The organism is Streptomyces sp. NPDC008079 (genome assembly GCF_042957385.1).
Classification (GTDB): domain Bacteria; phylum Actinomycetota; class Actinomycetes; order Streptomycetales; family Streptomycetaceae; genus Actinacidiphila.
Window position 1 is genome coordinate 20,903 of record NZ_JBIBIC010000005.1, and the last position, 25,701, is coordinate 46,603.

Below are 25,701 nucleotides of genomic sequence, written 5' to 3' on the forward strand. Positions count from 1 at the left end.
GCAACTTGCGCAATTTATCCGGCCGTTCGTTCCGTGGCGCGCGGACGTACGGCTTCCTCCACCGGCCGCCCTCGCGGCCCCGTCCGAGGAGCACGACGTGACCGTCGCTTCGCGCCACAGATATCGACCAGGTCCGCTGACAGCCGTGGTGGCTGTCGTCTTGGGACTCCTGGCGACCCTGCTCCCCTCCCTGTCCACCGGTTCCGCGCACGCCGCCTCGGCGGCGGGCTCGAACACCGCAACCGTCTACTACTCCACCGCGACGACCAACTGGTCGTCGTACAACCTGCACTGGGCGCCCGACGGCGGGACCTGGACGACTGTGCCCGGCGTCGCCATGCAGAGCGCCTGCACCAACTGGGTGAAGAAGACCGTCGACCTCGGCGCGGCCACCGGCTGGCAGGCGACCTTCAACAACGGCCAGGGCACCTGGGACAACAACGGCGGCAAGAACTACGCTCTGGGCACCGGCACCATCACCGTCAACAACGGCGCCATCGCCCACAGCGACCCGTGCGCGAGCGGCGGGGACCCGGGCGGCGGCGAGACGGGCAGCCCGTCCGGCACCTCGGCCACCGTCTTCTACTCCACCGCGACCGTCGGCTGGACCACCGTCAATCTGCACTACGCGCCGACCGGCGGCGCGTGGACGACCGTGCCGGGCATCGGCATGGAGGCGGCCTGCACCGGCTGGGTGAAGAAGACCGTCGACCTCGGCACGGCCGCGGGGCTCGCCGCCACCTTCAACAACGGCAACGGCACCTGGGACAACAACAACGGCGCCAACTACGCGCTGTCCAAGGGCGTCAGCACCGTCAAGGACACCAAGGTCACGGCCAACGCGGCCGATCCCTGCGCGGCCGTCGTCCCCGACACGACGCCGCCGACCGTCCCCGGCACGGTGAAGGCGACCGCGACCGACACCTCGATCGTGGTGACCTGGAATCCGTCGACCGACGACACCGGGGTCACGGGCTACAGGGTCACCAGGACCGGCGGCACCAAGGGCACGATCGTCACCAGTGTCGGCTCGACGGTCTTCTCCGAGTCCGGCCTGGAGGCGGACACCGCCTACACGTACACCGTCCAGGCGCTGGACGCGGCGGGCAACATCTCCGCCGCCTCCGCTCCGGCTCGGGCGACCACCGGCCACGCGCCGCCGCCCGCGACTCCGGGCACACCGATCGGCACGGACCCGCGCAAGGACCCGATCTACTTCGTGCTCACCGCGCGCTTCTACGACGGCGACACGAGCAACGACCGCGGCGGCAACCAGCACGTGGCGTCGGGGAACGCGGCCAACAACGACCCGATGTTCCGGGGTGACTTCAAGGGCCTGGTGCAGAAGCTCGACTACATCAAGGCGCTCGGTTTCTCGGCGATCTGGATCACGCCCGTGGTGCTCAACCGCAGCGACTACGACTACCACGGTTACCACGGCTGGGACTTCTACCGGGTCGACCCGCGCCTGGAATCGGCCGGGGCGTCGTATCAGGATCTGATCAACGCGGCTCACGCCAAGGGGATCAAGATCTACCAGGACGTGGTCTACAACCACAGTTCCCGGTGGGGCGCCAAGGGGCTGTTCGTGCCGACGGTCTACGGCGTCAGGGACTCGCAGTGGTCGTGGTACTACGACGAGAAGGAGCAGGGCTTCGAGTACGACGGTCTGACGATCGATCCCAAGACCGGCAAGTCGTACTACAACGGCGATCTGTGGTCCACGGCCGAGCCGTCCGGCAATACGTGCCTGAACTGGGGCAAGCCAACGGGGCAGAAGAGCCCCGAGGGCTACACGATCTACAACTGCCAGTGGCCGAACCCCACGTCGAAGATGTTCCCCGCGTCGCTCTACCACCAGTGCTGGATCGGCAACTGGGAGGGCGAGGACTCGCGTTCCTGCTGGCTCGCCGACGACCTCGCGGACTTCAACACCGAGAACGCGCAGGTGCAGAACTATCTGATCGGCGCGTACAACAAGTACATCGACATGGGGGTGGACGGCTTCCGCGTGGACACCGCCGTGCACATTCCGCGCGTCACCTGGAACCGGCGTTTCCTGCCCGCGATCCAGCAGCGCGAGGTCCAGGACTGGGGTCCCGACAAGGCGCGGAACTTCTTCGTCTTCGGTGAGGTCGGCGCTTTCGTCAACGACAAGTGGAACCGCGGATCGGTCAACCACTCGGCGCAGTTCTACACGTGGAAGGAGCGCAAGGAGTACAGCGCGGACGACGCCACCGCGTCGATCGAGCAGTACAACTACGAGGAGCAGCTCGGCACCGGAAACCAGCCGACGTCCGCGAACGCCTTCCTGGAAGGGAACGCGTATCACACCCCGGACCACAGCAAATTCTCCGGGATGAACATCATCGACATGCGCATGCACATGAATTTCGGTGACGCGCACAACGCCTTCAACAACGGCAAGGACTCGGACGACTCGACGAACGACGCCACGTACAACGTCGTCTATGTCGACAGCCACGACTACGGTCCCAACAAGTCGTCGGTGCGCTACACCGGCGGACAGGACGCGTGGGCCGAGAACATGGCGCTGATGTGGACCTTCCGCGGCATTCCGACGCTCTACTACGGGTCGGAGATCCAGTTCCAGGCCGGGAAGACGATCGACTGCGGGCCGAGCTGCCCGCTGGCGACGACGGGGCGCGCGTACTACGGCGACCATGTGGCGGGCACGGTGACGGCCTCGGAGTTCGGGAAGGTCGACAGTGCCTCGGGGGCGGTGGCCACCACTTTGGCGCAGCCTCTGGTCAAACACCTCCAACGGCTGAATCTGATCCGGCGCGCCATTCCGGCGTTGCAGATGGGCCAGTACAGCACCGAGGGGGTGAACGGCGGCGGCATGTCGTTCAAGCGCCGTTACACCGACACCGCGTCGGGCGTCGACAGCTTCGCGCTGGTGACGGTGACGGACGCGGCGTCCTTCAGCGGCGTCCCCAACGGCCGTTACGTGGACGCCGTCTCGGGTGACGTGCGGACCGTGACGGACGGGACGTTGGCCGTCGCGGCGCCCGGCAAGGGCGACATGCGGGTGTACGTGCTCGACCTGGGCGGCAAGAACGCGGCGCCCGGCAAGATCGGTACGGACGGCCCGTACCTGAAGTAGCCCGACCGGCCCGGCCGGCGGCGGAGGGTCCCTCCGCCGCCGTCCGGGTTCACGGGATCATCCCCCGGCCCCCGGCCGGGTTCACGGGACTAGCCCTCCGCCCGCCAGCCGGGCCCTCGCCTCCATCAAGGCGAAGCCCAGCAGATTCAGCCCGCGCCAGGTGGCCGGGTCCGCGGCGCGCTCGTCGTCGGCGGCCAGTCCGATGCCCCAGACCCGGTCCATCGGACTGGCCTCGACCAGGACGCGGCCCCCGGTGCCGAGCAGGTAGGCCAGCAGGTCGGGGTGCTGCCGGAATTTGTGGACGTTGCCTTCGATGACCAGGCCGAAGCGCTCCGCTTCCCACACGGCCTGGTCGAAGCCGCGGACGGTGCGGCCGACGCTCTTGGTGGTCTTCGGGTGGCCCGCCGCAACAGCCCGCCGCTCGGCGTCGGGGTCGTCGAAGAGCCGGGCCTTGCCCGCCATCATCCAGTGCTCGGCGGTCGCGTAGGTGACGCCGTCGACGGTGAAGGGCGCGGGCCACCACTGGCTGAGGCAGCCGGCACCGACGCTTCCGTCGCGCTGCGGGCGGTGGCCCCAGAAGTACAGATACTTCAGCCGGTCCCCGGTGTGGTCGAGCAGGTCCTGGGTGGACCGGATGTCCGTCGCCATCGTCTGATCAGGCCCTCTCGTGCCGCGGCGACACGGGAACGGGACGTGTTCGCCCGGCTTCGGTGCCCTGGTCGCAGCGGCACACTATCGGGGGTCGTACCAGGTCAGCGACCTATTTGCCGACGGCTCACGCGCCGCAGCCGACGCCGCTGCGAGGAGTCGAGGGAGAAGTAGGCGATCGCGGGCACGCCCACGATGACCAGGACGACAGCCCAGAAGGGGATCCAGATCCACAGGAACAGACCCAACGCCACGCCACCGATGACGATCTTCGCGCGATTCGACATTTCCCCGCCTCCGTTCACGGCGGCAAGCGCCGCGCCCTCACCGCTTCTACCCAGGAGAACGCGCCGCGGACAACCGTGGTTCCCCCCGCGTCCCGAGGGCCGTATCCCTGTAACCGTAACGCCGGGAAGCGGGGGGAACCAGGCCGGGCGTCAGCCCAGCCGGGCGGCCGGGGCCACGGAGGGCGCCGGAGCGGGGGTCAACGCGGCCTTGCCGCGGGGCGCCGCGCCCGCACGGGTCGACAGCGCGCCGGAACCGCCGACCAGCGGCAGCCTCAGCACGGAGTGCGACAGGTCGACGGTGACCTTGGGGGTCGTGTCGGGCGGCAGGATGAGGCCGCCGTCGGTGCCCGCGACGATCAGCGCGAGCCGGTGCCCCGCCGGTACGACGTGGTCGGTGGCCGCGAGCTGGACGGTCATGGTGTACGGCTTGCCCGGGGTGAGCGGCACGCCGTGGGAGAGCGACGCGTAGTGCCCGAGGTCGGCCCAGCCGCGGCTGAAGACCGTGTGGTCGACGGTCGTGGTGTCGGCGGCGGTGTCGAGGTAGCAGGCGCTGTCGCCCGCGGTGCTCTCCCCGTAGCAGGAGCGGGTGGCCAGGGTGGTGATGCCCTCGCCGTTGCCGAGGAAGTCACGGATGGTGGCCGGCCCGAGGTCGACCAGGACCGCCGACAGGTGCGCGCTGGTGGTGGACGAGGTGGCGGTCACGGTGAAGGTGCCGCCGCCGGACAGCCGCAGGTCCTTGGCGAGCGTCCCGGTGGTGAAGACGGTCTTGGCCGCGGTCGCGGTGTCGGCCGCCGCCGCCCAGTCCTCCTCCCACAGGTTCGGGTCGTCGGTGAACGACTCGGTGCTGCCGGGCCCGGCGTGCCGGGTGCCGAGCGTGCCCAGGCCGTCGGTGGCCGTCGGGCTCAGGCTGAGCGAGGTGGTGCGGGTCGTGGCGGGCGGCCACACCCGGTCGGTGGTCCAGTGGTCGACGGTGCGCTCGATGTCGGCCATCGGCTGCCGCTGGATGCCGTTGTCGACGCCCAGCAGATAGTGGTCGAACCAGCGCTGGAGGGTGGGGACCCAGTCGGTGCGCCGGTAGTCGAAGGGGTCGACGTGGCCGGTCTGCGACAGCCACACCTTGCGCTCGACGCCGTGCGCGGCGAGCGCCTGCCACCACTGGCCGAAGTGCTTGGTGCGGACGTTGAGGTCCTGCATGCCCTGCACGGCGAAGACGCTGGCCCGTACCTTGCCCGCGTCCTTCACGTAGTCCCGCGCGGTCCAGAACGGCGTCCAGTCCCCGCTGCGCGGCGAGCCGTCGATGATCTTCTGCTGGGCGGCGGCGCAGTTGGCGTGCGCGCTGTCGCTCTCGACGTAGTCCGACAGCCACTCGGGGCCGTCCTGGAGCGCCGCGCCCTGGTGGAAGTAGTAGTCGTACCAGGAGGAGATGGAGCTGATCGGCACGATGGTCTTCAGGCCGCGCACCCCGGTGGCGGCGACGCCGTTGGCGATGGTGCCGTCCCAGCTCTTGCCGATCATGCCGACGTTGCCGTTGGTCCAGCCCGCCGAGACCGCGTGGCCGCCGGAGCGGGCGCTGTAGCCGCGGGCGCGGCCGTTGAGCCAGTCGACGACGGCCTTCGCGGACCGCACGTCGGAGGGGCCGCCGACGTCCACGCAGCCGTCGGAGCGGTCGGTGCCCGCGAGGTCGACCAGGACGGTCGCGTAGCCGCGGGGCACGAAGTAGTTGTCGTAGAACAGCGGGGCCTGGACGATGTTCCCGTTGGCGTCATAGGTCTTGAGCTGGCTCTCGTTGCCGCGTCCGCAGCAGGAGTAGTACGGGCTCGCGTCCATGATCACGGGGACCTTGCGCCCGGCGGCGGCGGGCTCCGAGGGGCGGACGATGTCCACCGCGACCCGGTCGGTGCGGCCGTCGCCGTCACCGTCGAGACCGGTGTCCACCCAGACGGCCTCGCGGATCGCGTTGGCGTAGGAGTAGTCGGGTTGGCTGAGACCGTGCCGTACGGTTCCGCCTCCTGCGCCGCCGGGGGTACCGGCGTACGCGGAGGACGGAGCGGTGAGTACGGCGGCCAGGGCGGCGAGTACCGCCACCACCACGGATATCCACTGGAAGCGGGCAGCCCGCGTGAGGGAGAGCACGCCAGAGGCTAGCGCCTGACCAGGCCACGTCAACAGGGGGCGTACGCAAGGTCCTGGGACGGCTGAGGCGGCAGGGGGGGTGTGCGGAGGTGCTGGCCCCGCCGCCTCAACGGTTGTACGTCGTCGGCTACTTGTTGCCGGTCAGGCCCGCCCTGCGCAGGGCGTCGGCCATCGCGCCGCCGGGCGCGGGCTGTTGACCGCCGCCGCGGCGTCCGCCGCCCTGGCCCTGGCCGCCGCCCTGGCCCTGCCTGCCCTGGCCGCCTTGCCGGTTCTGACCCTGGCCGCCGCCCTGTCGGTTCTGGCCCTGGCCGCCGCCCTGCCGGGGCGGTCCGCTGCGGCGCTCGCCGCCGCCACCGGCCCCGCCGCCGCGCTGTTGGCGCCCGGCGCCCGGCTCGTCGTCCAGGCGCAGCGTCAGCGCGATCCGCTTGCGCGGCAGGTCGACGTCCAGCACCTTCACGCGGACGATGTCACCGGGCTTGACGACCTCGCGCGGGTCGGACACGAAGGTGTCGGAGAGCGCGGAGACATGGACCAGGCCGTCCTGGTGGACGCCGACGTCCACGAAGGCGCCGAAGGCGGCGACATTGGTGACGACGCCTTCGAGGATCATCCCCGGCCTGAGGTCCTTCATCTCCTCGACGCCGTCCTTGAAGGTGGCGGTCTTGAAGGCCGGACGCGGGTCGCGGCCCGGCTTCTCCAGCTCGGCGAGGATGTCGGTGACGGTCGGCAGACCGAAGGAGTCGTCCACGAAGTCCTGCGGGCGCAGCGCCCGCAGCACCGGGCCGTTGCCGATCAGCGACTTGATGTCGGTCTTCGCGGTGCCGCTGATCCGCCGCACCACCGGATACGACTCGGGGTGCACGCTGGAGGCGTCCAGCGGGTCGTCGCCGTCCACGATCCGCAGGAAGCCCGCGCACTGCTCGTACGCCTTCGGGCCGAGCCGCGCGACCTCCTTGAGGTCCTTGCGGGTACGGAAGGGGCCGTTGGCGTCGCGGTGGGCGACGATGTTGCCCGCCAGGCCCTCGGTGATGCCCGAGACGCGGCGCAGCAGCGGTACGGACGCGGTGTTGACGTCCACGCCGACGCCGTTGACGCAGTCCTCGACGACCGCGTCCAGGGAGCGGGAGAGCTTCAGCTCCGACAGGTCGTGCTGGTACTGGCCGACGCCGATCGAGCGCGGGTCGATCTTCACCAGTTCGGCGAGCGGGTCCTGGAGGCGGCGGGCGATGGAGACGGCGCCGCGCAGGGACACGTCGAGCTCGGGGAGTTCGGCGGAGGCGTAGGCCGAGGCGGAGTAGACCGAGGCGCCCGCCTCGGAGACGACGGCCTTGGTGAGCTTCAGATCGGGGTGCAGCTTGATCAGGTCGGCGGCGAGCTTGTCGGTCTCGCGGGAGGCCGTGCCGTTGCCGATGGCGATCAGGTCGACGCGGTGGGCCTTCGCGAGCCGGGCGAGGGTGGCCAGCGACTCGTCCCACTTGTTGCGCGGCACGTGCGGGTAGATCGTGTCGGTGGCGACCACCTTGCCGGTGTCGTCGACCACGGCGACCTTGACGCCCGTGCGCAGGCCGGGGTCCAGGCCCATGGTGGCGCGGGTGCCCGCAGGCGCGGCGAGCAGCAGGTCGCGGAGATTCGCGGCGAAGACCCGTACCGCCTCGTCCTCGGCCTCCTGGCGGAGCTGGACGCGCAGGTCGATCCCGAGGCGGACCAGGAAGCGGGTGCGCCAGGCCCAGCGCACGGTGTCGCCGAGCCATTTGTCGGCGGGGCGTCCGCGGTCGGCGATGTCGAAGTTCTGCGCGATCCGCCGCTCGAAGCTGGACGGTCCCTCGGTGGGCTCCTCCGGCTCCAGGGTGAGGTCGAGGATCTCCTCCTTCTCGCCGCGGAGCATGGCCAGCACGCGGTGCGAGGGGAGCTTGGTGAAGGGCTCGGCGAAGTCGAAGTAGTCGGAGAATTTGGCGCCCGGCTCCTCCTTGCCCTCGCGCACCTTCGCGACGAGCCTGCCGCGCGTCCACATCCGGGTGCGCAGCTCGCCGACCAAGTCGGCGTCCTCGGAGAAGCGCTCGGTGAGGATGGAGCGCGCGCCCTCGAGCGCCGCCGCCGGGTCCTCCACGCCCTTGTCGGAGGAGACGTACTTCGCGGCCTCGGCCTGCGGGTCGGTCTCCGGATCGGCCAGCAGCAGGTCGGCCAGCGGTTCCAGACCCGCCTCACGGGCGATCTGGGCCTTGGTGCGGCGCTTGGGCTTGAAGGGCAGGTAGATGTCCTCCAGGCGCGCCTTGGAGTCGGCGGCCATGATCTGCGCCTTCAGCGCGTCGTCCAGCTTGCCCTGGGACTCGATGGACTCCAGGACGGCCGCGCGCCGTTCGTCCAGCTCGCGCAGGTAGCGCAACCGCTCCTCGAGAGCGCGCAGTTGCGCGTCGTCCAGGGTGCCGGTGGCTTCCTTGCGGTACCGCGCGATGAACGGCACGGTCGCTCCGCCGTCGAGCAGTTCGACGGCGGAGCGCACCTGCCCTTCGCGTACGCCCAGTTCCTCGGCGATCCTGCGCTCGACCGATCCGTTACCGCTGATGATCTCGCTCCTCGTGTGCTCGGCTGTTCACTGCATGTTAGACGTCACCCGCCCGCGACCGGCCGCGGGCGGCGGGAACGATGCGCGGTTCCGGCTCGTTGTGCGGGTGCGGTGAGGCTGTTGACAGTGGCCCCCGCACCAGGCCCTGTCCCCGCCGAATCAGCTCACCGCAGCCGCTTTTCGAACCAGTGGTCCGCGTATGGGCTCGTGTTGTAGCGGGCGATCTCCCTGTAGCCGTGCTTGGCGTACAGCGCACGGGCCTCCACCAGGTCCTTGCGCGTGTCCAGGCGGATCGTGTCCGCGTGGAAGGTGTCGCGGGCGAGGGTTTCCGCGGCGCCGATGAGCAGGCCCGCGACGCCCTGGCCGCGGGCTTCGGGGCCGACATACATCCGGGTCAGCTCCATGGTGTGCGCGTCGAGGACGCGCAGGCCCACACAGCCGACCGGTACGCCGCGGGCAGGAGCGCCGGCGAGCCGGACGGCGAGGAATTCTCCGGTGGGTGGCACGAGATCGTCGCTGGGCTCTTCCGCGAGCACGGCGGAGACCTCGGCGTCGTCCGTCGGACGGCCGTAAAAGCGGCTGACCAGCTCGGTGTAGTAGCGGCGCAGCAGCGTCGCCGCCTCGGGGCCGGTGATGGGTACAGGCGCGACCGCCCAGTCGGTCGCGTGCGTGTTGTTCGTCGTCACGCCGGACATCCTGGCAGCGCGTAGGTGGGGTTATCCCCAGGTTTTTCCGGGGTCTGCCACCCCGGGAAACCGGGTGATGGCGCCATGGTCGGGGATCAGTGGCAGTCCATAGCGTCGAGGTGTGGCCGGTCAGGCCAGACACCGGACGTCGAACCGGCCATCGCCGGACCCCGAGGAGCGCCCATGGCTACAGCGACCAGCACGATCATCGACGCGCCGGGACGGCGGTCCGACGGGACGGCGGGCCCGGACGCGGACTCCGCCGGTACGGGGGCGGACTCCGGTACGGGGGCGGGACCAGGATCGGGATCGGGATCGGGATCGGGCAGTGATTTCGCGCCGTTGCTGCGCGAGGTCAAGGCGGCCGGGCTGCTGCGGCGGCGCGTGGACCACTACGCGAAGTCGATCGCGCTGAATCTCGTGGCCGTCGCCGCGGTGTGGTCGGCGGTGGTGCTGGTCGGCGGGACGGGTTCGTGGTGGGTGGTGGCGCTCGCGCTGCCCGCGGCGGTGCTGGGGGCGCGTACCGCGTTCATCGGGCACGACGCCGGGCACCACCAGATCGCCGAGAGCCGTCGTACGAACCGGCTGATCGGGCTCGTCCACGGCAATCTGCTGCTGGGCATGGGCGCGGGCTGGTGGACCGACAAGCACAATCGGCACCACGCCAATCCGAACCATGTGGGCAAGGATCCGGACGTCGAGGTCGGCGCGCTGGTGTGGACGCAGGCGCAGGCGGTCGAGCGGGAGGGTTTCGCGCGCTTCCTGACCCGTCATCAGGCGCGGCTGTTCTTCCCGATGCTGCTGCTGGAGGGGCTGGCCCTGAAGGTGGCGAGTCTCCAGGAGCTGAAACGGCAGGAGCCGCGGCAACGGCTGGTCGAGGGCTCGCTGCTGGTGGCCCACCTGGCGGGTTACGCGGCGCTGCTGCTGTTCGCGATGCCGGTGTGGCAGGCGGTCGTGTTCGCCCTCGTGCACCACGCGCTGTTCGGGCTCCACCTGGGCTGTGCCTTTGCGCCCAACCACAAGGGCATGGAGATGCCCGAGGAGGGCTCGCGCTGGGGTCATCTGCGCCGTCAGGTGCTCACCTCCCGCAATGTGCGCGGCAATCCGCTCACCGACTGGTTCCTCGGCGGCCTCAACTACCAGGTCGAACACCACCTCTTCCCCAGCCTCCCCCGCCCTCACCTGCGCCTCGCCCAGCCGCTGGTGCGCGCCCACTGCCGCCGTCTGTCCATCCCCTACACCGAGACCGGTCTGATCGACTCCTACGTCCAGGCCCTGTCCCACATGCACTCCGTGGGCGCCCCCCTGCGCTCCCCCGCCATCTGAACTCCCCACCGCCGCCCCCCTTCCGCACCCCCGGCGGCTCAGCCGTCACGGTCGTAGACCGTGACGGCCACCCCGCGTTCCACGAGCCGCGCGGTCACCAGCGGCTCGACCCGCGCCCACCGCCCGCCCGCCAGACCGCAGCCGATCCTCGGCATGTGCACGGAGGCGCCCAGCTCCAACGCCCGGTCGCCGAGCGCCGCGAGGGCGGCGTCGATCGCCTCGTACCGCACCGGCACGCCCTTGCTGCCGGTGCGCATGCCGCGCTGGCCGATCAGGTTGGCCACCCACACATAGCTGCCGACCCGCACCAACTGGAGTGCGCCGAGGCCGAAGTCGTTGCGCGCCCGCTCGCGGTGCCAGCGCCGGTAGGCGGCCTCGGGCTCCGGCCAGCGGCGCGACACGGCGACGACGAAGCCCTTGCCCCAGCCGCCCAGGTCGTTGCAGACATGCGCGATGACTTTGACGCCCTTGCCCTGTGGTGCGGTGGCGTCCCCCCGCACGTATGTGATCTCCCCCATGCCGCCACCGTAAGCGCGACCACTGACAACGCGCCCGCGCTTAAAGCGACGACGGGTGGTGGGTGGTGTGGAGCCAGGCGGTGAACAGCGGGGTGAGGTCGTGGGGGGTGAGGCGTTGGCAGAAGGCGGTGAAGTCGGCGGTGGTGGCGTTGCCGTGGCGGCGGGCGGCGGGCCAGGTGCGGAGGAGGGTGGCGAAGGCGGTCGGGCCGAGGGCTTCGCGGAGTTGGTAGAGGACGAGGGCGCCTCCGCCGTACACGGGGGCGTCGGAGATGCGGTCGGGGCCGGGCGGCGCGGCGGGCGGGAAGGCGCTGTTGGCGGGGTCGGCCAGGGCCGCTGCGGCGCTCCGCTCGACGGTGCGCCCGCCCTCGTGCTCCTGCCACAGCCACTCGGCGTAGGTCGCGAAGCCCTCGTTGAGCCACATGTCCTGCCAGGCGGCGGGCGTGACGGAGTCGCCGAACCACTGGTGGGACAGTTCGTGGACGAGGGTGTCCAGCGGCACGGCGGGGTCGCCCGGCTCGCCGTCGCCGGGGAAGACCGGCTTCGTCTGGGCCTCCAGCGCGTACCCGACCCGCCCGCTCGGCAGGTGGTCGACGATCGCGCCGACGGACGAGAAGGGATAGGGCCCGAACAGCCCGCTCTCCCAGTCCACGATCTCCGGGATACGGCGCAGTGCCGCCGCCGTCGTCGGGTCGTCGGAGCGCGGGTCGACTGCCACGTAGACCGGCACCCCGCCACCGGTACGGGACCGCGTGATGTCGAAGTGCCCGATGGCGACGGTGGCCAGATACGTCGCCATCGGCTCCTCGGCGCGCCAGTGGAACGCGGTCTCGCCGCCGCGGTCGGCGCTGTCGACCAGTTCGCCGTTGGACACGGCGGTGAGACCGTGGGGGACGGTGACGGTGATGTCGTAGGCGGCCTTGTCCGAGGGGTGGTTGTTCGAAGGGAACCAGGCCATGGCACCGACGGGCTCGCCCAGGGCGAGCGCGCCGTCGTCGGTACGGAACCAGCCCTCGTGCGAGCCGTCCGGGTCGGTGAGGGTCGGCGGGACGCCTTCGTACGTCACGGTCGTCTCGAAGCGCGCGCCGTCGCGCAGCGGCGTCGCGGGCGTGACCTTCAGCTCGCTGTCCGCGCGGTCCACGGCGGCGCTCCGCCCGTCGACGGTCACGCGGGTGACGGTGAGCCCCGACAGGTCGAGGTCGAAGCGCGCGAGCGGCTGGGTGGCGGTGGCGGTGACGACCGCCGTGCCGCGCAGCTTTCCTGAGCCGGGGTCGTACGCGAGGTCGAGGCCGTAGTGCGTGACGTCGTATCCGCCGTTGCCCGCCCGCGGGAAGAGCCGGTCGCCGACGCCGGGCGCCCCGACGTCGGCGGAGCCCGAGGCGTGGCCCGTACGGTCGGGGGCCGTACGGTCGGCGGCCGTACGTTCGGGGGCCGCCGTGCCGCCGCCGGAGCACGACAGGCAGCACGCCAAGGAGCACGCGAGCAGGATCGGCAGGGCCGCGCGCGGCGGCGGGAACAGGCGCACGCGGGCCAGCGTACGAGGCTCGGGGCCGGGCGGAGGCCTCCGCCGTACGGCGTGCGAGGACTTTCACAGCGCTGGTGCGACAGCGATACTGTCCAGGTGCCCCAGACCGCTCTCACCATCGACGAGCTGGCCGCCCGCGCCGGGGTGACGGTGCGCACCGTCCGCTTCTACAGCGCCCGCGGCCTGCTCCCGCCGCCCGACATCGGTCCGCGCCGGGTGGGCCGATACGGCTCCGCGCACCTGTCCCGGCTGGCGCTGATCGAGGAGTTGCGGCACCAGGGCCTCACCCTGGCGGCGATCGAGCGCTATCTCCAGCAGCTCCCCGCCGACATCAGCGCCCACGACCTGGCGATCCACCGCGCCCTGGTGGCGTCCTGGCTGCCGGAGGGCAGCCAGGAGATCGACCGGGAGCGGCTCGAACGCCGCGCGGGGCGCCCGCTGGACGACGCGGACCTGGACCGGCTCGCGGCCATGAACGTGCTGGAGCGCACCGACGACCCCGACGCCTTCCGGGTGGATCCGGGCATCCTGCACCTGGGGGTGCGGCTGCTGGACGTGCCCTTCCCCGTGGAGACGGTCCTGGCCGCGCGCGAGGTGATGCTGGAGCACGCGCGGGCCGCCGCCCACGAGCTGGGCCGGATCTTCCTGGACGAGGTGGGCGAGCCGGACCGCCCGGAGCGGATGCGGTCGCTGTCGGCCCAGATGCAGCCGCTGGTCGTACAGGCGCTGGTCACCGCCTTTCAGCGGTCACTGAAGGAGGAGCTGCGGGCCTGGCCGGTGCCCTCGCCGAAGCCGGACCCCGAGCAGAACCCGCAGCGTTCCCCGTAGCGCCTGAGCGCCTGCACCTCAGCGCCCGTCCGTGAACGTCTCCCCGCTCTCGGCCTTCGCCACCAGCAGCGCGGGCGGTGCGAAACGCTCGCCATAGGTGTCGGCCAGTTCGCGGGCGCGGGCGGTGAAGCCCGCGACGCCGCCCTCGTAGCCGTTGATGTACTGAAGGACGCCGCCGGTCCAGGCGGGGAAGCCGATGCCGAGGATGGAGCCGATGTTGGCGTCGGCGACCGAGGTGAGGACGCCCTCTTCGAGCAGCCGGACCGTGTCCAGCGACTCCGCGAAGAGCATCCGCTCCTGCATGTCGCGCATCGGGATCTCGATGCCGGGTTTACCGAAATGCTCCGCAAGACCGGGCCACAGCCGGGTACGGCGGCCGTCCGCGTAGTCGTAGAAGCCCGCGCCGCCGCTGCGCCCGGTCCGCTCGAACTCGTCCACCATGCGGTCGATGACCCGCTCGGCCGGGTGCTCCTGCCACTGGCCGCCCTCCGCCTCGATCGCGGTACGCGTCTCGCGGCGGATCTTGCGCGGCAGGGTGAGCGTCAGCTCGTCGAGGAGCGACAGCACCTTGGCGGGGTAACCCGCCTGGGCCGCGGCCTGTTCGACGGAGGCCGCCGCGACGCCCTCGCCGACCATGGCGACGCCCTCGTTGATGAAGTGGCCGATGACGCGGGAGGTGAAGAAGCCGCGCGAGTCGTTGACGACGATCGGCGTCTTGCGGATCTGCCGCACCAGGTCGAAGGCGCGGGCCAGCGCCTCGTCGCCGGTCCGCTCGCCCCTGATGATCTCCACCAGCGGCATCTTGTCGACCGGCGAGAAGAAGTGCAGGCCGATGAAGTCGTCCTGCCGCCGCACGCCTTCGGCGAGCGCCGAGATGGGCAGCGTGGAGGTGTTGGAGCAGAGCAGCGCGTCGGGCGCCACGATGTGCTCGATCTCCTGGAAGACCTTGTGCTTGAGCGTGGCGTCCTCGAAGACCGCCTCGATGACGGCGTCACAGCCCGCTAGGTCCGCCGGGTCGGCGGTCGGGGTGATCCGGGCGAGCAGCGCGTCCCGCTTTTGCGGGGTGGTGCGGCCCTTGGCCAGCGCCTTGTCGAGCAGCGTCACGGAGTACGCCTTGCCGCGCTCGGCGGCCTCCGCGGTGACGTCCTTGAGGACGACGTCGATTCCGGCGCGCGCGCAGGAGTACGCGATGCCCGCGCCCATCATGCCCGCGCCGAGGACGGCGACCTTGGTGACCGGCCGGGCCGGGAAGCCCTCGGGGCGGCTGGCGCCGGAGTTGACGGCCTGCATGTCGAAGAAGAACGCCTGGATCATGTTCTTCGAGGTCCGGCCGCAGGCCAGCTCGGTGAAGTAGCGGGCCTCGATGAGGGTGGCGGTGTCGATGTCGACCTGCGAGCCCTCGACGGCGGCGGACAGGATCGCCAGCGGCGCCGGGTAGGGCGCGCCCGCGAGCTGCTTGCGCAGATTGGCGGGGAAGGCCGGCAGATTCGCCGCGAAGGCGGGACTCTTCGGGGTGCCGCCGGGGATCTTGTAGCCGGGGGTGTCCCAGGGCTGCCGGGCGTCGGGGTGGGCCAGGACGTACGCCCGCGCGCTCGCCAGCATGGCGTCCCGGTCGGTGGCGACCTCGTGGATGAGACCGGCCTCCAAAGCGCGCTGCGGCGCGTACTGCCGGCCCTGGAGCAGGACCTTCAGCAGCGCGTCGGCGATGCCGAGCAGCCGGACGGTGCGGACGACTCCGCCGCCGCCGGGCAGCAGGCCGAGCGTCACCTCGGGCAGGCCGATCTTGGTGCCGGGCGTGTCGAGCGCGATGCGGTGGTGGCAGGCCAGCGCGATCTCGTAACCGCCGCCGAGCGCCGCTCCGTTGATGGCCGCGACGACCGGCTTGCCGAGGGTTTCCAGGCGGCGCAGGCGGCGCTTGATGCGCAGCGATCCGGCGAGGACATCGGCCGCGTTCTCCGGGGTGGCGCGGATCAGGTCGCGCAGGTCGCCGCCCGCGAAGAAGGTCTTCTTCGCGGAGGTGACGATGATGCCGCGCACGCCGTCGAGTTCGGCTTCGAGGCGGTCGAGGGTGGCGTCGAGGGAATCGGCGAAGGCCGCGTTCATGGTGTTCGCGGACTGCGCGGGGTCGTCCAGGACCAGGGTGACGATGCCGTCGGTGTCCTGCTCCCAGCGGATGGTGGTGGACTCGCTCATGGTCTTCGGGCTCCGTTGGATCCGTGAGGGGGCACGTGAGGGGGCAGGGGTCAGAGACGTTCGACGACGGTGGCGACGCCCATGCCGCCGCCGACGCAGAGGGTGGCGAGCCCGTACCGCTGGTCGCGGCGCTCCAGTTCGTCGATGAGGGTGCCGAGGATCATCGCGCCGGTCGCGCCGAGCGGGTGGCCGAGCGCGATGGCGCCGCCGTTGACGTTGACCTTGTCGATGCTGACGCCCATGTCGGAGGCGAAGCGCAGCACGACGGCGGCGAACGCCTCGTTCATCTCGATCAGGTCGATGTCGTCGATGGTCAGCCCGGCCTTGGCGAGGGCCTTGCGGGAGGCGGGGGCGGGGCCGGTCAGCATGATGGTCGGCTCGGAGCCGGAGACGGCGGCCGAGACGATCCGGGCGCGGGGGGTGAGGCCGTAGCGCTCGCCGATCTCGCGGTTGCCGATGGCGACGAGCGCGGCGCCGTCCACGATGCCGGAGGAGTTGCCCGCGTGGTGGACGTGGTCGATGGCCTCGACCCAGTGGTACTTCTGGAGCGCGACGGCGTCGAAGCCGCCCAGGTCGCCGATGTCGGCGAAGGACGGCTTGAGCTTGGCGAGGGTCTCGGGGGTGGTGCCGGGGCGGATGAACTCGTCGTGGTCCAGGACGGTGAGGCCGTTGCGGTCGAGCACGGGCACGACGGAGCGGGCGAAGTAGCCCTGCTTCCACGCCTCCGCGGCGCGTTCCTGGGAGAGCGCGGCGAAGGAGTCCACGTCGTGCCTGGTCCAGCCGCCGAGGGTGGCGATCAGGTCGGCGCCGACGCCCTGCGGCACGAAGCCGGTCTCGTACGAGGTCATGGGGTCCATGGCCCAGGCGCCGCCGTCCGAGCCCATCGCGACGCGCGACATGGACTCGACGCCGCCCGCGAGGATCAGGTCCTCCCAGCCGGAACGCACCTTGGCCGCCGCCAGGTTGACCGCTTCGAGCCCGGAGGCGCAGAAGCGGTTCTCCTGGACGCCCGCGACGGTGTCGGGCAGGCCCGCGGCGATGGCCGCGATCCGCGCGATGTCCGAGCCCTGGTCGCCGATCGGGCTGACGACGCCGAGCACGATGTCGTCGACGGCGGCCGGGTCCAGGGTCGGGAAGCGGCGCCGCAGTTCGTGGATGAGGCCGACGACGAGGTCGATCGGCTTGGTGCCGTGCAGGGATCCGTTCGCCTTTCCGCGCCCGCGCGGGGTGCGTACGGCGTCGTAGACGTAGGCCTCGGTGCTCAACGTCGTGCCTTTCTGGAGGGTGGGGCGGGGTGTCCTGGTCCGGCGCGGTGTCCGGGAGGTGCTGCCGTACGGGTCTCAGTCCAGGAGTGCGGGGGCGTCCCAGTCGCGGGCGACCTCCGCGGTGTGCGCGCCGGGCGGCGCGGGCGGCCGGCGCAGGGTGCCCGGTGTCGCGGACAGGCGCGGCGCGGGCGCGGGCTGCACGGTCCCGGCCGCCTCGGTGAAGGTGCCGCGGGCGGCCAGGTGCGGGTGGTGCGGGGCCTCACCCAACGAGAGTACGGGCGCCACGCACGCGTCCGTCCCGTCGAAGACGCGTGTCCACTCGTCGCGGGTGCGGGTGCGGAAGCGGGCCGCGAGGGCGGCGCGCAGGTCGTGCCAGCGGCCGGGTTCCGTGCGCAGGGCCGCGTCCCGCGGCGCCAGTTCCAGCAGCCGGACGAATTCGTCGTAGAAGCGCTGTTCCAGGGCGCCGACCGCCATGTACCGGCCGTCGGAGGTCTCGTAGACGCCGTAGAAGGGGGTGCCGCCGTCCAGGAGGTTGGCGCCGCGCCTGTCCTGCCAGCGGCCGGTGGCGAGGATGGCGTGGATCATCGTGGTGAGGTGCGCGACGCCGTCGACGATCGCGGCGTCCACGACCTGTCCCTCGCCGTGCGCGCGGGCGTGGTGGAGGGCGGCGAGGACGCCGGTGACCAGGTAGAGGGAGCCGCCCGCGTAGTCGCCGAGCAGGTTGGCGGGCGCGACCGGCGGTCCGTCGGCCGGTCCCGTCATGCCGAGCGCGCCGGTCACGGCGAGGTAGGCGATGTCGTGTCCCGCGGTGTCGGCGAGCGGGCCGCTCTGGCCCCAGCCGGTCATGCGGCCGTAGACGAGCCGCGGATTGCGGGCCAGGCACGCGTCGGGGCCGACGCCCAGCCGCTCGGCGACGCCCGGCCGGTAGCCCTCGATGAGGATGTCGGCGCGGTCGGCCAGGTCGAGCACGGTCGCGGGTCCCCGGTCCGCCTTGAGGTCGACCAGCACCGAGCGCTTGTTGCGGTTGGTGAGGTCGTGCTCGGGCGCGACGCCGAGGCCCGCGCCGCCCGGCCGGTCCACCCGTACGACATCGGCGCCGAGGTCGGCGAGGAGCATCGCGGCGAACGGTCCCGGACCGATCCCGGCCAGTTCGACGACACGCACGCCCGCCAGCGGGCCGTCGGGCGCCGCGCCCCGGTTTGACAATTCTGATGTCACATCAATGATGCTAGGAACGTGTTCCAGTCTTGGCAAGAGCTGACTGAGCGCTCGCTCAGCCGGTTCACTCGCCTTCGGTTACGTCTCCGGTCCCGTCTCCGGTCCCGCCGTCGGCGGTCGCCGTCGCGTGCGGCGTCACAGGTGGCAGTGGCCGCCGGAGCCGCGTCCGCTCTCCCGGGGCAGGTCGAGCGTGGGGTTGCGGTCGAAGAAGCCGGTCGGTCTCAGCGTGAAACCGCAGGTGTCCACCGGCATCACCGGCCAGTCCTCCAGGCGCGGCAGATGCGTCGGCCCGAAGGAGTGCCACAGCGTGAGGTCGGTGTCCTCCAGCGCCTCGCCCGGCCGCGACCACTGCCCGACACCGGCCCCGCCCCGGTGCTGGTTGGGGTAGTCGCCGTCCGGATAGTGCCGCTCGGGGCGGTAGCGGGTCACCCACAGGTGCTTGGTCGCGTACGTGACGCGCTCCGCGACCGGTGAGCCGGGCTGCGCGAGCAGCGTCGGTCCCGCGTCGGGCAGCAGGGTGTACGCGACCGGGCGGCCCATCCGGTTGAGCGAGCCGGGGTTGCTGATCCGCCAGCGCCGCCCGGCCGCCGGGTCGGCGACCCGGCCCGCGTCACCGCTGTCGGCCACCGCGGTGGCGCGCGTGGTGAAGGCGTTGCCGTTCGGATTGTCCGGGCCCATCGGCAGCCGTACGACGTCCAATTCCTCGACCGTGTTGGCCGGGCCGTCCACCGCCACGTCGAGCCGGGCGCAGAACAGATGCTGGTGGTACGGCGCGAGCAGCCCCGGCGCGATCTCGGTGGCGTGCGGCGAGCTCTCCCCCGGCACGGCGGCCGACGTCTGCACGAGCCCGGTGGCCTTGGCCTCGAAGGCGATCGTGCCGTCCTGGTGGAGATACCAGTAGAAGCCGTAGTCGTAGTTGCCGAGGGTGGCGATGTACGAGATCACCAGGCGGCGCGAACGGCGGCTGTCCACCGCGAAGTTGTCGAAGATGTTGGTGTGCTTCCACAGCAGCCCCGCGTCCTCCTCGTGGACGCAGATCGCGTTGCTCAGCGTCTCCGGGCGGCCGAGGTCGTCGGCCAGCACGGCGTCCACGTACGCGATCTCGCCGAGGCAGTCGCAGCCCAGGCGCAGCGCGTTGGCGTTGCGGCCGAGCAGGTACTCGCCCGCGTCCAGGTAGCAGACCCAGTTGCGGGCCGCGTCGGGCTCCGCGTACGGCACGGCCATCTCGGCGATCGAGGCGCGGTGCAGGACGAGCCGGTCGCGGTCGCCGTCGCGGTGGGTGATCCGGTGCAGCACCAGGCCCTCGCGGGCGTTGAAGTCCAGCCGCAGCCGCCAGTTCTGCCAGCTCAGCACCGGGCCTTCGAGCGTGAAGGACGGCCCCTCCGGCTGGCCGATCTCCAGCGGGCGCAGGTCGGTGCGGGCCGGTCCGTTGAACTCGGCCTCGTAGCGCCCGCATTGGGCGGGCGTGGGGACGGCGCCGGTGTCGATGAGGCGTACGACGCGCCGCTCGATCAGGTCGACCTCCGCGACCAGGCCGCCGACCGGGTGGGCGAACGGGTTGTCGCTCTCGTCGCAGCGCAGGAAGGTCAGCGAGCGCAGCATGCGGCGGCCGGTCTCGGAGGCGATGCCGAAGTTGCCCGCGGCCAGCGGCGCCGCGATCACCAGCGAGGTGTCGGTGACGCCGCGCTCGGCCATCGCCGCGCGCCAGGCGGGGTCGGCCTTGACGATCTCGTCGCAGGTCTCGTACTCCTCGAACAGCAGCGGCGGTTGGCCGTCGGCGGCCGGGTCCAGGTCGCGGTGGGCGAGCAGCAGGCGCGAGGTTACGTCGACCAGGGCCTCGGCGGCGCGGCCGGTGGCGGAGTCGAGCAGCGTGACACGTACCCGGCGGGTGAAGGCGTCGCCGTCGCGGTGGGCGAGCGCGGCGTGCCGGTCGGGCTCGTCGGGCAGGACGAGCGGGAAGCGGGTGGCGTCGGACACCAGGCCCTCCGCCTCCAGTACGGCGCGGGCCGTGTCGATCTCGTCGGCGGTCAGCGGGTCGAGCGGATGCGGAGTGGTGGTGGCGGCCGACGCGGTCATGGGGCCTCCTGACGGCAAAACAGGAACGCTGCGGGGACGGGGAGTTCGGGACATGGGTCCGGAAAAAACGGGCGGCCCGCCGCACCCTGTGGGGTGTGGCGGGCCGTCGCGGTGAGACCTGGCGAGATGGTCAGGAGGACGCTTGCGCGGCGGCCTTCTCCAGTTGGAACGCCTCGTTGCCCTGGCCGATCCTGGCGTGCACCTCGGGCCGCTTGGCGCGCAGTATCAGACCGTAGACCAGTCCGATGGCGGCGGCCAGAGCGATGATGCCGGGCAGCAGCCAGCGCAGCCCGTGGCCGGGGTTGGCGCCCAGCAGCACCGAGAAGTCCTTCACCGAGTAGACGGCGATGGTCAGCAGCCCGAGAGCGGCGACGGCCGAGGTGACCAGCCGCCATGCCTGCACACCGGCGGCGCCGCGCTTGACGAAGAAGGCGATGACGGCGATGGCCGCGGTGGCCATCAGCAGCACGATGCCGAGCGCGCCAACGTTGCCCGCCCAGGTGAACATGCGCAGCACGGGGGCCGTCGGGTCCGGGCCGAACTTCGGGTCGAACTTCCCGTTGTCGGTGGCGGCGAAGGCCACGACGACGGCCAGCGCGACGATCGACTGGAGGAAGGAGCCGACCGCGGGGGCGCCGCTGGACTTCGAGGTACGGCCGACCGCCGAGGGCAGCAGACCGTCGCGGCCCATCGCGAACGCGTAGCGGGCGACGACGTTGTGGAAGCTCAGCATCGAGGCGAAGATGCCGGTGATGAAGAAGATGTTCAGGGTGTCGGTGAACGCGGTGCCCAGCCGGGCCTGGTTCAGCGAGAAGATCAGGTTCGGACCCTGCTCCTGAGCGGCGCCCACGACGTGGTCAGGGCCGGTGCCGACGGTGATCGCCCAGGCGCTGAAGGCGAAGAAGAGAGTGGCGAAGCCGATCGCGGTGAACATCACCTTGGACACGACGCGTTGGGCGTCGCTGGTCTCCTCGGCGTAGACCGGGGCCTGTTCGAAGCCGACGAACCCGGCGATGGTGAAGCACAGGGCGGTGCCCAGACCCGCGCCGCTGAGCGTGCTGGGGTCGAAGGCGTGCACCGAGACGCCCTGCGGGCCGGGGTCGGACAGGAAGCTGATGTCGAAGACGACGGTCAGCAGCGTCTCGACCAGCAGCAGCACACCGAGCGTCTTGGCGTTCAGGTCGATCTTCAGCGCGCCGAAAAACGCGGTGATCGCGACTCCGCCGAGCGCCGGGATCCACCAGGCCACGTTGTGGTTCCAGTGCTGGGCGATCTGGCTGGAGATCTCGTAGCCGAAGATCCCGTAGAGACCGACCTGCATGATGCTGTACGCGAACAGGGCGACGTACGAGGCGCAGGCGCCCATGGTGCCGCCCAGGCCCCTGGATATGTACGCGTACAGCGCGCCCGCGTTGTGCACATGGCGGCTCATCTCGGCGTAGCCGAAGCTGAAGAGGATCAGCACGAGGCCGACGATGACGAACAGCAGCGGCACCCCGACGACACCCATGGTGGCGAAGGTGGTCGGCACCACACCGGCCACCACCATCAGGGGCGCGGTCGCGGCGAGGACCGAGAGCAGGAGGGCCGGTGCGCCGATCCGGTCCGCGCGCAGTGCGCGTTGCTCGCCCTTGAACGTGCTGATCTCGCTTGTACTGCCCGTCAGCATGCTGCGGTGTCCTTCCGGTGGTCCGTGGTTCGGGTCTTACTGGATCGGTCTTCGAGCGTGGTTCTTCGTGCGTGGTTCCAACTGCGTTTCCTGCTGGGCGAGTACGACCGTGGGGGCCTAGGCGGAACCGAAGCCGAGCGCGTAGTTGCGCGCCGCGCGGAACGCCTTCTTCGGGTCGCGGTCGGGATACGACCACGGGGTGCGTGTCGCCTCCGACCCGATCCGGTTGAACAGGGCGGCGGCTTCCACCGTGTCGCCCGCGTGGAATTTGCCGTACGCAAGGTAGTTCAGGTCGAGCAGCAACCGCGAGTGGTCGTAGCCCTGCCATTCGAGCCACCAGTCGAAGGCCATGCGCACGCTCTGCCGGGCGCGCGGACTGACCCAGTACGGAAGGCCGTTGGGGACGTCGGGCAGCACGTCGGCCGACGCGAGCACCCGGTAGCGCTCCACCAGCGCGACCAACGGCAGTACGGCCAGCGGCGATCCGCGTCCCGCCTCGTCCGCGGCCCACTCGGCGAATTCGTACACCTCGTGGAACGGGTCCTCGCCGTCGGTCTTCTGACGCTCCGCCAGGCACTGCGTCATCAGGTGGTGGGCGTGGTGGTGGCCGCGGTGCCGGCCGCGCGCCTGGTCGAAGGCGCGCACCTGCTCGTCGTCGGTGCCGGTGCGGCGCGCGAGCACCAGCAGGGCGAGCCACGGCGACGGGTCGCGCGGGGTCATCCGGGCCGCGCGCAGGCAGAGTTCGCGCGCCGACTCGGCGCTCTGCTTGCCCGCGACCGCGCGGAAGACGGCCGCGAACGCGGCCAGCGCGGCGGCGTCCGTGCTCTCGGGCTCGGCGAGTTGCCACTCGCCCGCCCAGGCGGCGGCGCTCTTGCCCTCGCCGAGGACGACCAGCCGATGTCCTCGGCGGTCCCAGTTGTCTCCGGTACGGCTCAGCAGGTCACGGGTCTCCGCCCAGCGGCCGTGGGCCAGGGCAGCACGAGCCGCGACCAGCTCCTCGTCACCGAGAGCGGGGTCGAAAGCCACGTCGTCCTTGCCACGCGAAAAGCGGAAGGGTGGCGGCGGTGGGGTCATCCGCGGGCAGCCCTCCACGGCGTGCGTAACGTCATGTGATCACGCACAGCCAACCGGTCGGCACGGGGTGGCATCAAGCCCGGACCTGTTGTCTCGCTGTAGTCCCGTATGGTGACGGGGGTTTGGGACACGGATCGGGATGGATGCGCTGGTTCGGCTGCGCGATCGGCCGGACACCTGATATTCGAGAGGCCGATCAAGGTGTGTCGGCATCGCGCGGTGGGGACCAGGTGACATGGACGGCGGGAGCGTGAGCGGTGCGGACGCGGGGGAACGACAGAGTGCGGCAGCCTCCACCCACCCGCTCGCCTATGTACGGCGAAGACACGGGTGGAGCTACCAGGACCTGGCACGGGTCATAGCCGACAACGCGCGGATCCTCGGGGTGCCGATGGCGGCCCGCCGCGAGAAGGTCTGGCGCTGGGAGCACTGGGGGGTCGTGCCGGAGGCCGACAGCCAGCGCGCGCTGGCCCGCGCGCTCGGAATCCCCTCCAGGGAACTGGAGTTGAGGCCCTGGCCGCGCTGGCTCCCGGCGCACGGCGGCATGCCGGACGGGCTGCCGTGGACGGTCGAGGGCAGTTTCACCGCGCTCACCGCGCTGCTCGACAACGGCGCGAGCGACCCGCGCGGCTTCCCCATCGCGGACGAGCAGGCGCTGCTCGACGCCATCGCGGACTGGGACGCGGCGGGCGCGGAGGGCACGACGGGCGCCGCCGGTTCCGCGGGCTCGGGCGGCGCGGCGGGCGCGATGGGTTCCATGGGTTCACGTGCCCTGGACAAGAAGGCGGGTTCGCCCTCGGCCGCGGCGGGACGCGGGTCGCCCTCGGCCGCGGCGGGACGCGGGTCGCCCTCGCCCGCGGCGGGACGCGGGTCGGCGTCGGCCGCCATGGCCGAGCGGTGGGACGAACCGGTGCCCGGCACCCGCTCGGGACGCGTGCCGCGACAGGCGAACGCCGCGGCCGCGTTCCGCGACGACGCCGTCGACAAAGCGGTGGCCGCGGCCGTCGTGGACGGTCCGGTGATCGACTGGCTCGAAGCCGGGGTGCTGGGGCTGCGCAAGCTCGACGACCGGCTCGGCGGCGCGGCCGTACGGCACCGGGTCGAGGCCGATCTGCGCATGGTGCGCGGCCTGTTGCACCGGGGGCAGCACGAACGGGCCCACGGGGCAAGGCTGTTGCGGGTCGCCGCCGACCTGGCGCAGCTCGGCGGCTGGGCGGCCACCGACACCGGCCGGCTCGGGGCGGCGCAGCGGCACTATCTGACCGGTCTGCGGCTCGCCCACAGCGCGGGTGACCGCCCGCTGGCCGTCGCGCTGTGGGGCGGCCTCGCGCTGCACGCGGTGATCGCGGGTCAGCCGCGGGACGCGGTGGCCGCGGCGGAGGCGGGGGTACGGGCGGCGGGCGGCACTCCCCCGGCCGTCCGGGCGCTGGCCGCCAGCAGGCTGAGCCGGGCGCACGCCGCGGTCGGCGCCGACGGCGCCTCACGGCGCGCGGTCTCCGAGGCGGAGCGCCAACTGGACCTGGCGGAGCGGGAGTCGGGTCCGTCATGGCTCTACTGGTTCGACGCGGCCGAACTGGCCGCGCAGACCGGTCAGTCGCTGCTCGACCTGGGCCACGCGCACGAGGCCAGGCCCCTGTTGGAGCAGGCGCTGGCGATGCAGGACGCCTCGTACGTACGCGACCGCTGCCTGTACTCGGCGCGCGCCGCCACCGCCCGCGCCCTGACCGGTGACCTGGAGGGCGCGCGCACGCTGGGCCGCGAGGCCGCCCGGCTGTCCCGGCACTGCGGCTCCCCGCGCATCGCGGACACGCTGGACGCGCTGAAGGTCCGGCTCGACGCCACGAGGTGACCTCTTCCCCCGGTGCGCGGTCCCGCCTTCGCGGACCGCGCACCGGGGCCGAACGTGCGGGCTGCTCCGGGGGACGGTGCCGCGGGCCGGTGCTCCCGGCACTCCCGGCGCTCACGGCCGGTGCGCAACGCCACCACGGATTGGCCGAGACGCCTACGGGAGGCGGTGCGAGACGCCGGTTCGGACCCCGGCCCGCGGGGCGTGTACGTCATGGCGACCGGTCGTGACGTACAACCGGCCGCACAAGTACCCAACGATGACCGATTCGCGGACGCGGTCCCGTCCGTACCGTCTTGACCTGCGAGAACACGGCGCCACCCGGCGCCGGACAACGTAGGGAGACACCAGCCATGAGCGACACCCTGTACCTGGTCCAGCGCTACATCGCCGCCTGGAACGAGACCGACCCGGCCGCCCGGCGCCGCCTGATCGACGAGGTATTCGCCGCCGACGGCCGCTACACCGACCCGCTGGCCGACGTCACCGGGCGGGACGCCTTCGACGCGGTGGTCGGCGCCGTGCAGGCGCAGTTCCCCGGCTTCGTGTTCACCCTGGGCCCGGTCGACGCGCACCACCACATCGCCCGCTTCACGTGGGAGCTGGGCCCGGCGGGCGGCGAGTCGCTGGTGGTCGGCTTCGACGTGGCCGCGATCGGCGAGGACGGCCTGGTGCACAGCGTCCAGGGCTTCCTCGACAAGGTCCCGGCCGGCGCCTGAGCA

General features: G+C 71.7%; 18 protein-coding genes. 5 read left to right on the forward strand and 13 right to left on the reverse strand.

Going from position 1 to position 25,701, the window contains the following annotated elements:
- The first annotated feature begins 136 nt into the window (after positions 1 to 136).
- The gene (locus ACFZAM_RS13640; RefSeq protein ID WP_391046194.1) at positions 137 to 3,127 is read left to right on the forward strand and encodes a carbohydrate binding domain-containing protein; all 2,991 of its coding nucleotides are present in this window, start codon (positions 137 to 139) and stop codon (positions 3,125 to 3,127) included.
- Between the two features lie 81 nt (positions 3,128 to 3,208).
- On the opposite strand, the gene ACFZAM_RS13645 is transcribed toward ACFZAM_RS13640, so the two are convergent.
- The 5 genes from ACFZAM_RS13645 to ACFZAM_RS13665 all read right to left on the reverse strand — a co-directional run bounded on the left by ACFZAM_RS13645 (position 3,209) and on the right by ACFZAM_RS13665 (position 9,444).
- Positions 3,209 to 3,775 (reverse strand): NADAR domain-containing protein, encoded by a 567-nt coding sequence (locus ACFZAM_RS13645; protein WP_391045707.1) that lies wholly within the window; start codon positions 3,773 to 3,775, stop codon positions 3,209 to 3,211.
- A gap of 104 nt (positions 3,776 to 3,879) precedes the next feature.
- Entirely contained in the window at positions 3,880 to 4,062 is a 183-nt protein-coding gene (locus ACFZAM_RS13650; RefSeq protein WP_188284361.1) for a hypothetical protein, read from the reverse strand.
- 150 nt (positions 4,063 to 4,212) lie between these two features.
- Positions 4,213 to 6,195, reverse strand: a complete 1,983-nt coding sequence (locus ACFZAM_RS13655) for a Xaa-Pro dipeptidyl-peptidase (protein WP_391045709.1) — start codon at positions 6,193 to 6,195, stop codon at positions 4,213 to 4,215.
- Between the two features lie 127 nt (positions 6,196 to 6,322).
- Positions 6,323 to 8,758, reverse strand: coding sequence for a Tex-like N-terminal domain-containing protein (locus tag ACFZAM_RS13660; RefSeq protein WP_391046197.1), 2,436 nt, complete (start codon positions 8,756 to 8,758; stop codon positions 6,323 to 6,325).
- Between the two features lie 164 nt (positions 8,759 to 8,922).
- Positions 8,923 to 9,444 (reverse strand): GNAT family N-acetyltransferase, encoded by a 522-nt coding sequence (locus ACFZAM_RS13665; protein WP_391045712.1) that lies wholly within the window; start codon positions 9,442 to 9,444, stop codon positions 8,923 to 8,925.
- 183 nt (positions 9,445 to 9,627) lie between these two features.
- Here ACFZAM_RS13665 and ACFZAM_RS13670 point away from each other — a divergent pair, with 183 nt between their 5' ends.
- Positions 9,628 to 10,770 (forward strand): fatty acid desaturase, encoded by a 1,143-nt coding sequence (locus tag ACFZAM_RS13670; protein WP_391045714.1) that lies wholly within the window; start codon positions 9,628 to 9,630, stop codon positions 10,768 to 10,770.
- A 38-nt stretch (positions 10,771 to 10,808) separates the two neighbouring features.
- On the opposite strand, the gene ACFZAM_RS13675 is transcribed toward ACFZAM_RS13670, so the two are convergent.
- Positions 10,809 to 11,288 (reverse strand): macro domain-containing protein, encoded by a 480-nt coding sequence (locus ACFZAM_RS13675; RefSeq protein WP_391045717.1) that lies wholly within the window; start codon positions 11,286 to 11,288, stop codon positions 10,809 to 10,811.
- Between the two features lie 40 nt (positions 11,289 to 11,328).
- Positions 11,329 to 12,810: a M1 family aminopeptidase gene (locus ACFZAM_RS13680; protein WP_391045719.1), complete on the reverse strand. Its 1,482-nt coding sequence runs from the start codon at positions 12,808 to 12,810 to the stop codon at positions 11,329 to 11,331.
- Positions 12,811 to 12,906: 96 nt separating this feature from the next.
- On the opposite strand from ACFZAM_RS13680, the gene ACFZAM_RS13685 reads away from it, so the two are divergent.
- Complete coding sequence (locus ACFZAM_RS13685) at positions 12,907 to 13,638, forward strand: MerR family transcriptional regulator (RefSeq protein ID WP_391045721.1); 732 nt, start codon at positions 12,907 to 12,909, stop codon at positions 13,636 to 13,638.
- An 18-nt stretch (positions 13,639 to 13,656) separates the two neighbouring features.
- On the opposite strand, the gene ACFZAM_RS13690 is transcribed toward ACFZAM_RS13685, so the two are convergent.
- The 6 genes from ACFZAM_RS13690 to ACFZAM_RS13715 form a co-directional block, all read right to left on the reverse strand.
- Positions 13,657 to 15,831: a 3-hydroxyacyl-CoA dehydrogenase NAD-binding domain-containing protein gene (locus ACFZAM_RS13690; protein WP_391045723.1), complete on the reverse strand. Its 2,175-nt coding sequence runs from the start codon at positions 15,829 to 15,831 to the stop codon at positions 13,657 to 13,659.
- A gap of 50 nt (positions 15,832 to 15,881) precedes the next feature.
- On the reverse strand, positions 15,882 to 17,096 hold the full coding sequence (locus ACFZAM_RS13695) for an acetyl-CoA C-acetyltransferase (protein WP_355346683.1): 1,215 nt from the start codon (positions 17,094 to 17,096) through the stop codon (positions 15,882 to 15,884).
- Positions 17,097 to 17,171: 75 nt separating this feature from the next.
- Positions 17,172 to 18,302, reverse strand: coding sequence for a CoA transferase (locus ACFZAM_RS13700; protein ID WP_391046198.1), 1,131 nt, complete (start codon positions 18,300 to 18,302; stop codon positions 17,172 to 17,174).
- A 147-nt stretch (positions 18,303 to 18,449) separates the two neighbouring features.
- Positions 18,450 to 20,390 (reverse strand): primary-amine oxidase, encoded by a 1,941-nt coding sequence (locus ACFZAM_RS13705; RefSeq protein WP_391045724.1) that lies wholly within the window; start codon positions 20,388 to 20,390, stop codon positions 18,450 to 18,452.
- 130 nt (positions 20,391 to 20,520) lie between these two features.
- Entirely contained in the window at positions 20,521 to 22,059 is a 1,539-nt protein-coding gene (locus ACFZAM_RS13710; RefSeq protein ID WP_391045725.1) for an amino acid permease, read from the reverse strand.
- Positions 22,060 to 22,176: 117 nt separating this feature from the next.
- Positions 22,177 to 23,133 carry a hypothetical protein gene (locus ACFZAM_RS13715; RefSeq protein WP_355346695.1) on the reverse strand — a complete coding sequence of 319 codons (957 nt, stop codon included), beginning with the start codon at positions 23,131 to 23,133 and terminating at the stop codon, positions 22,177 to 22,179.
- Between the two features lie 250 nt (positions 23,134 to 23,383).
- Between ACFZAM_RS13715 and ACFZAM_RS13720 the strand changes: the two genes are divergently transcribed.
- Entirely contained in the window at positions 23,384 to 24,982 is a 1,599-nt protein-coding gene (locus ACFZAM_RS13720) for a hypothetical protein (RefSeq protein WP_391045727.1), read from the forward strand.
- Positions 24,983 to 25,332: 350 nt separating this feature from the next.
- Positions 25,333 to 25,698, forward strand: coding sequence for a nuclear transport factor 2 family protein (locus ACFZAM_RS13725; RefSeq protein ID WP_355346701.1), 366 nt, complete (start codon positions 25,333 to 25,335; stop codon positions 25,696 to 25,698).
- Positions 25,699 to 25,701 lie beyond the last annotated feature (3 nt).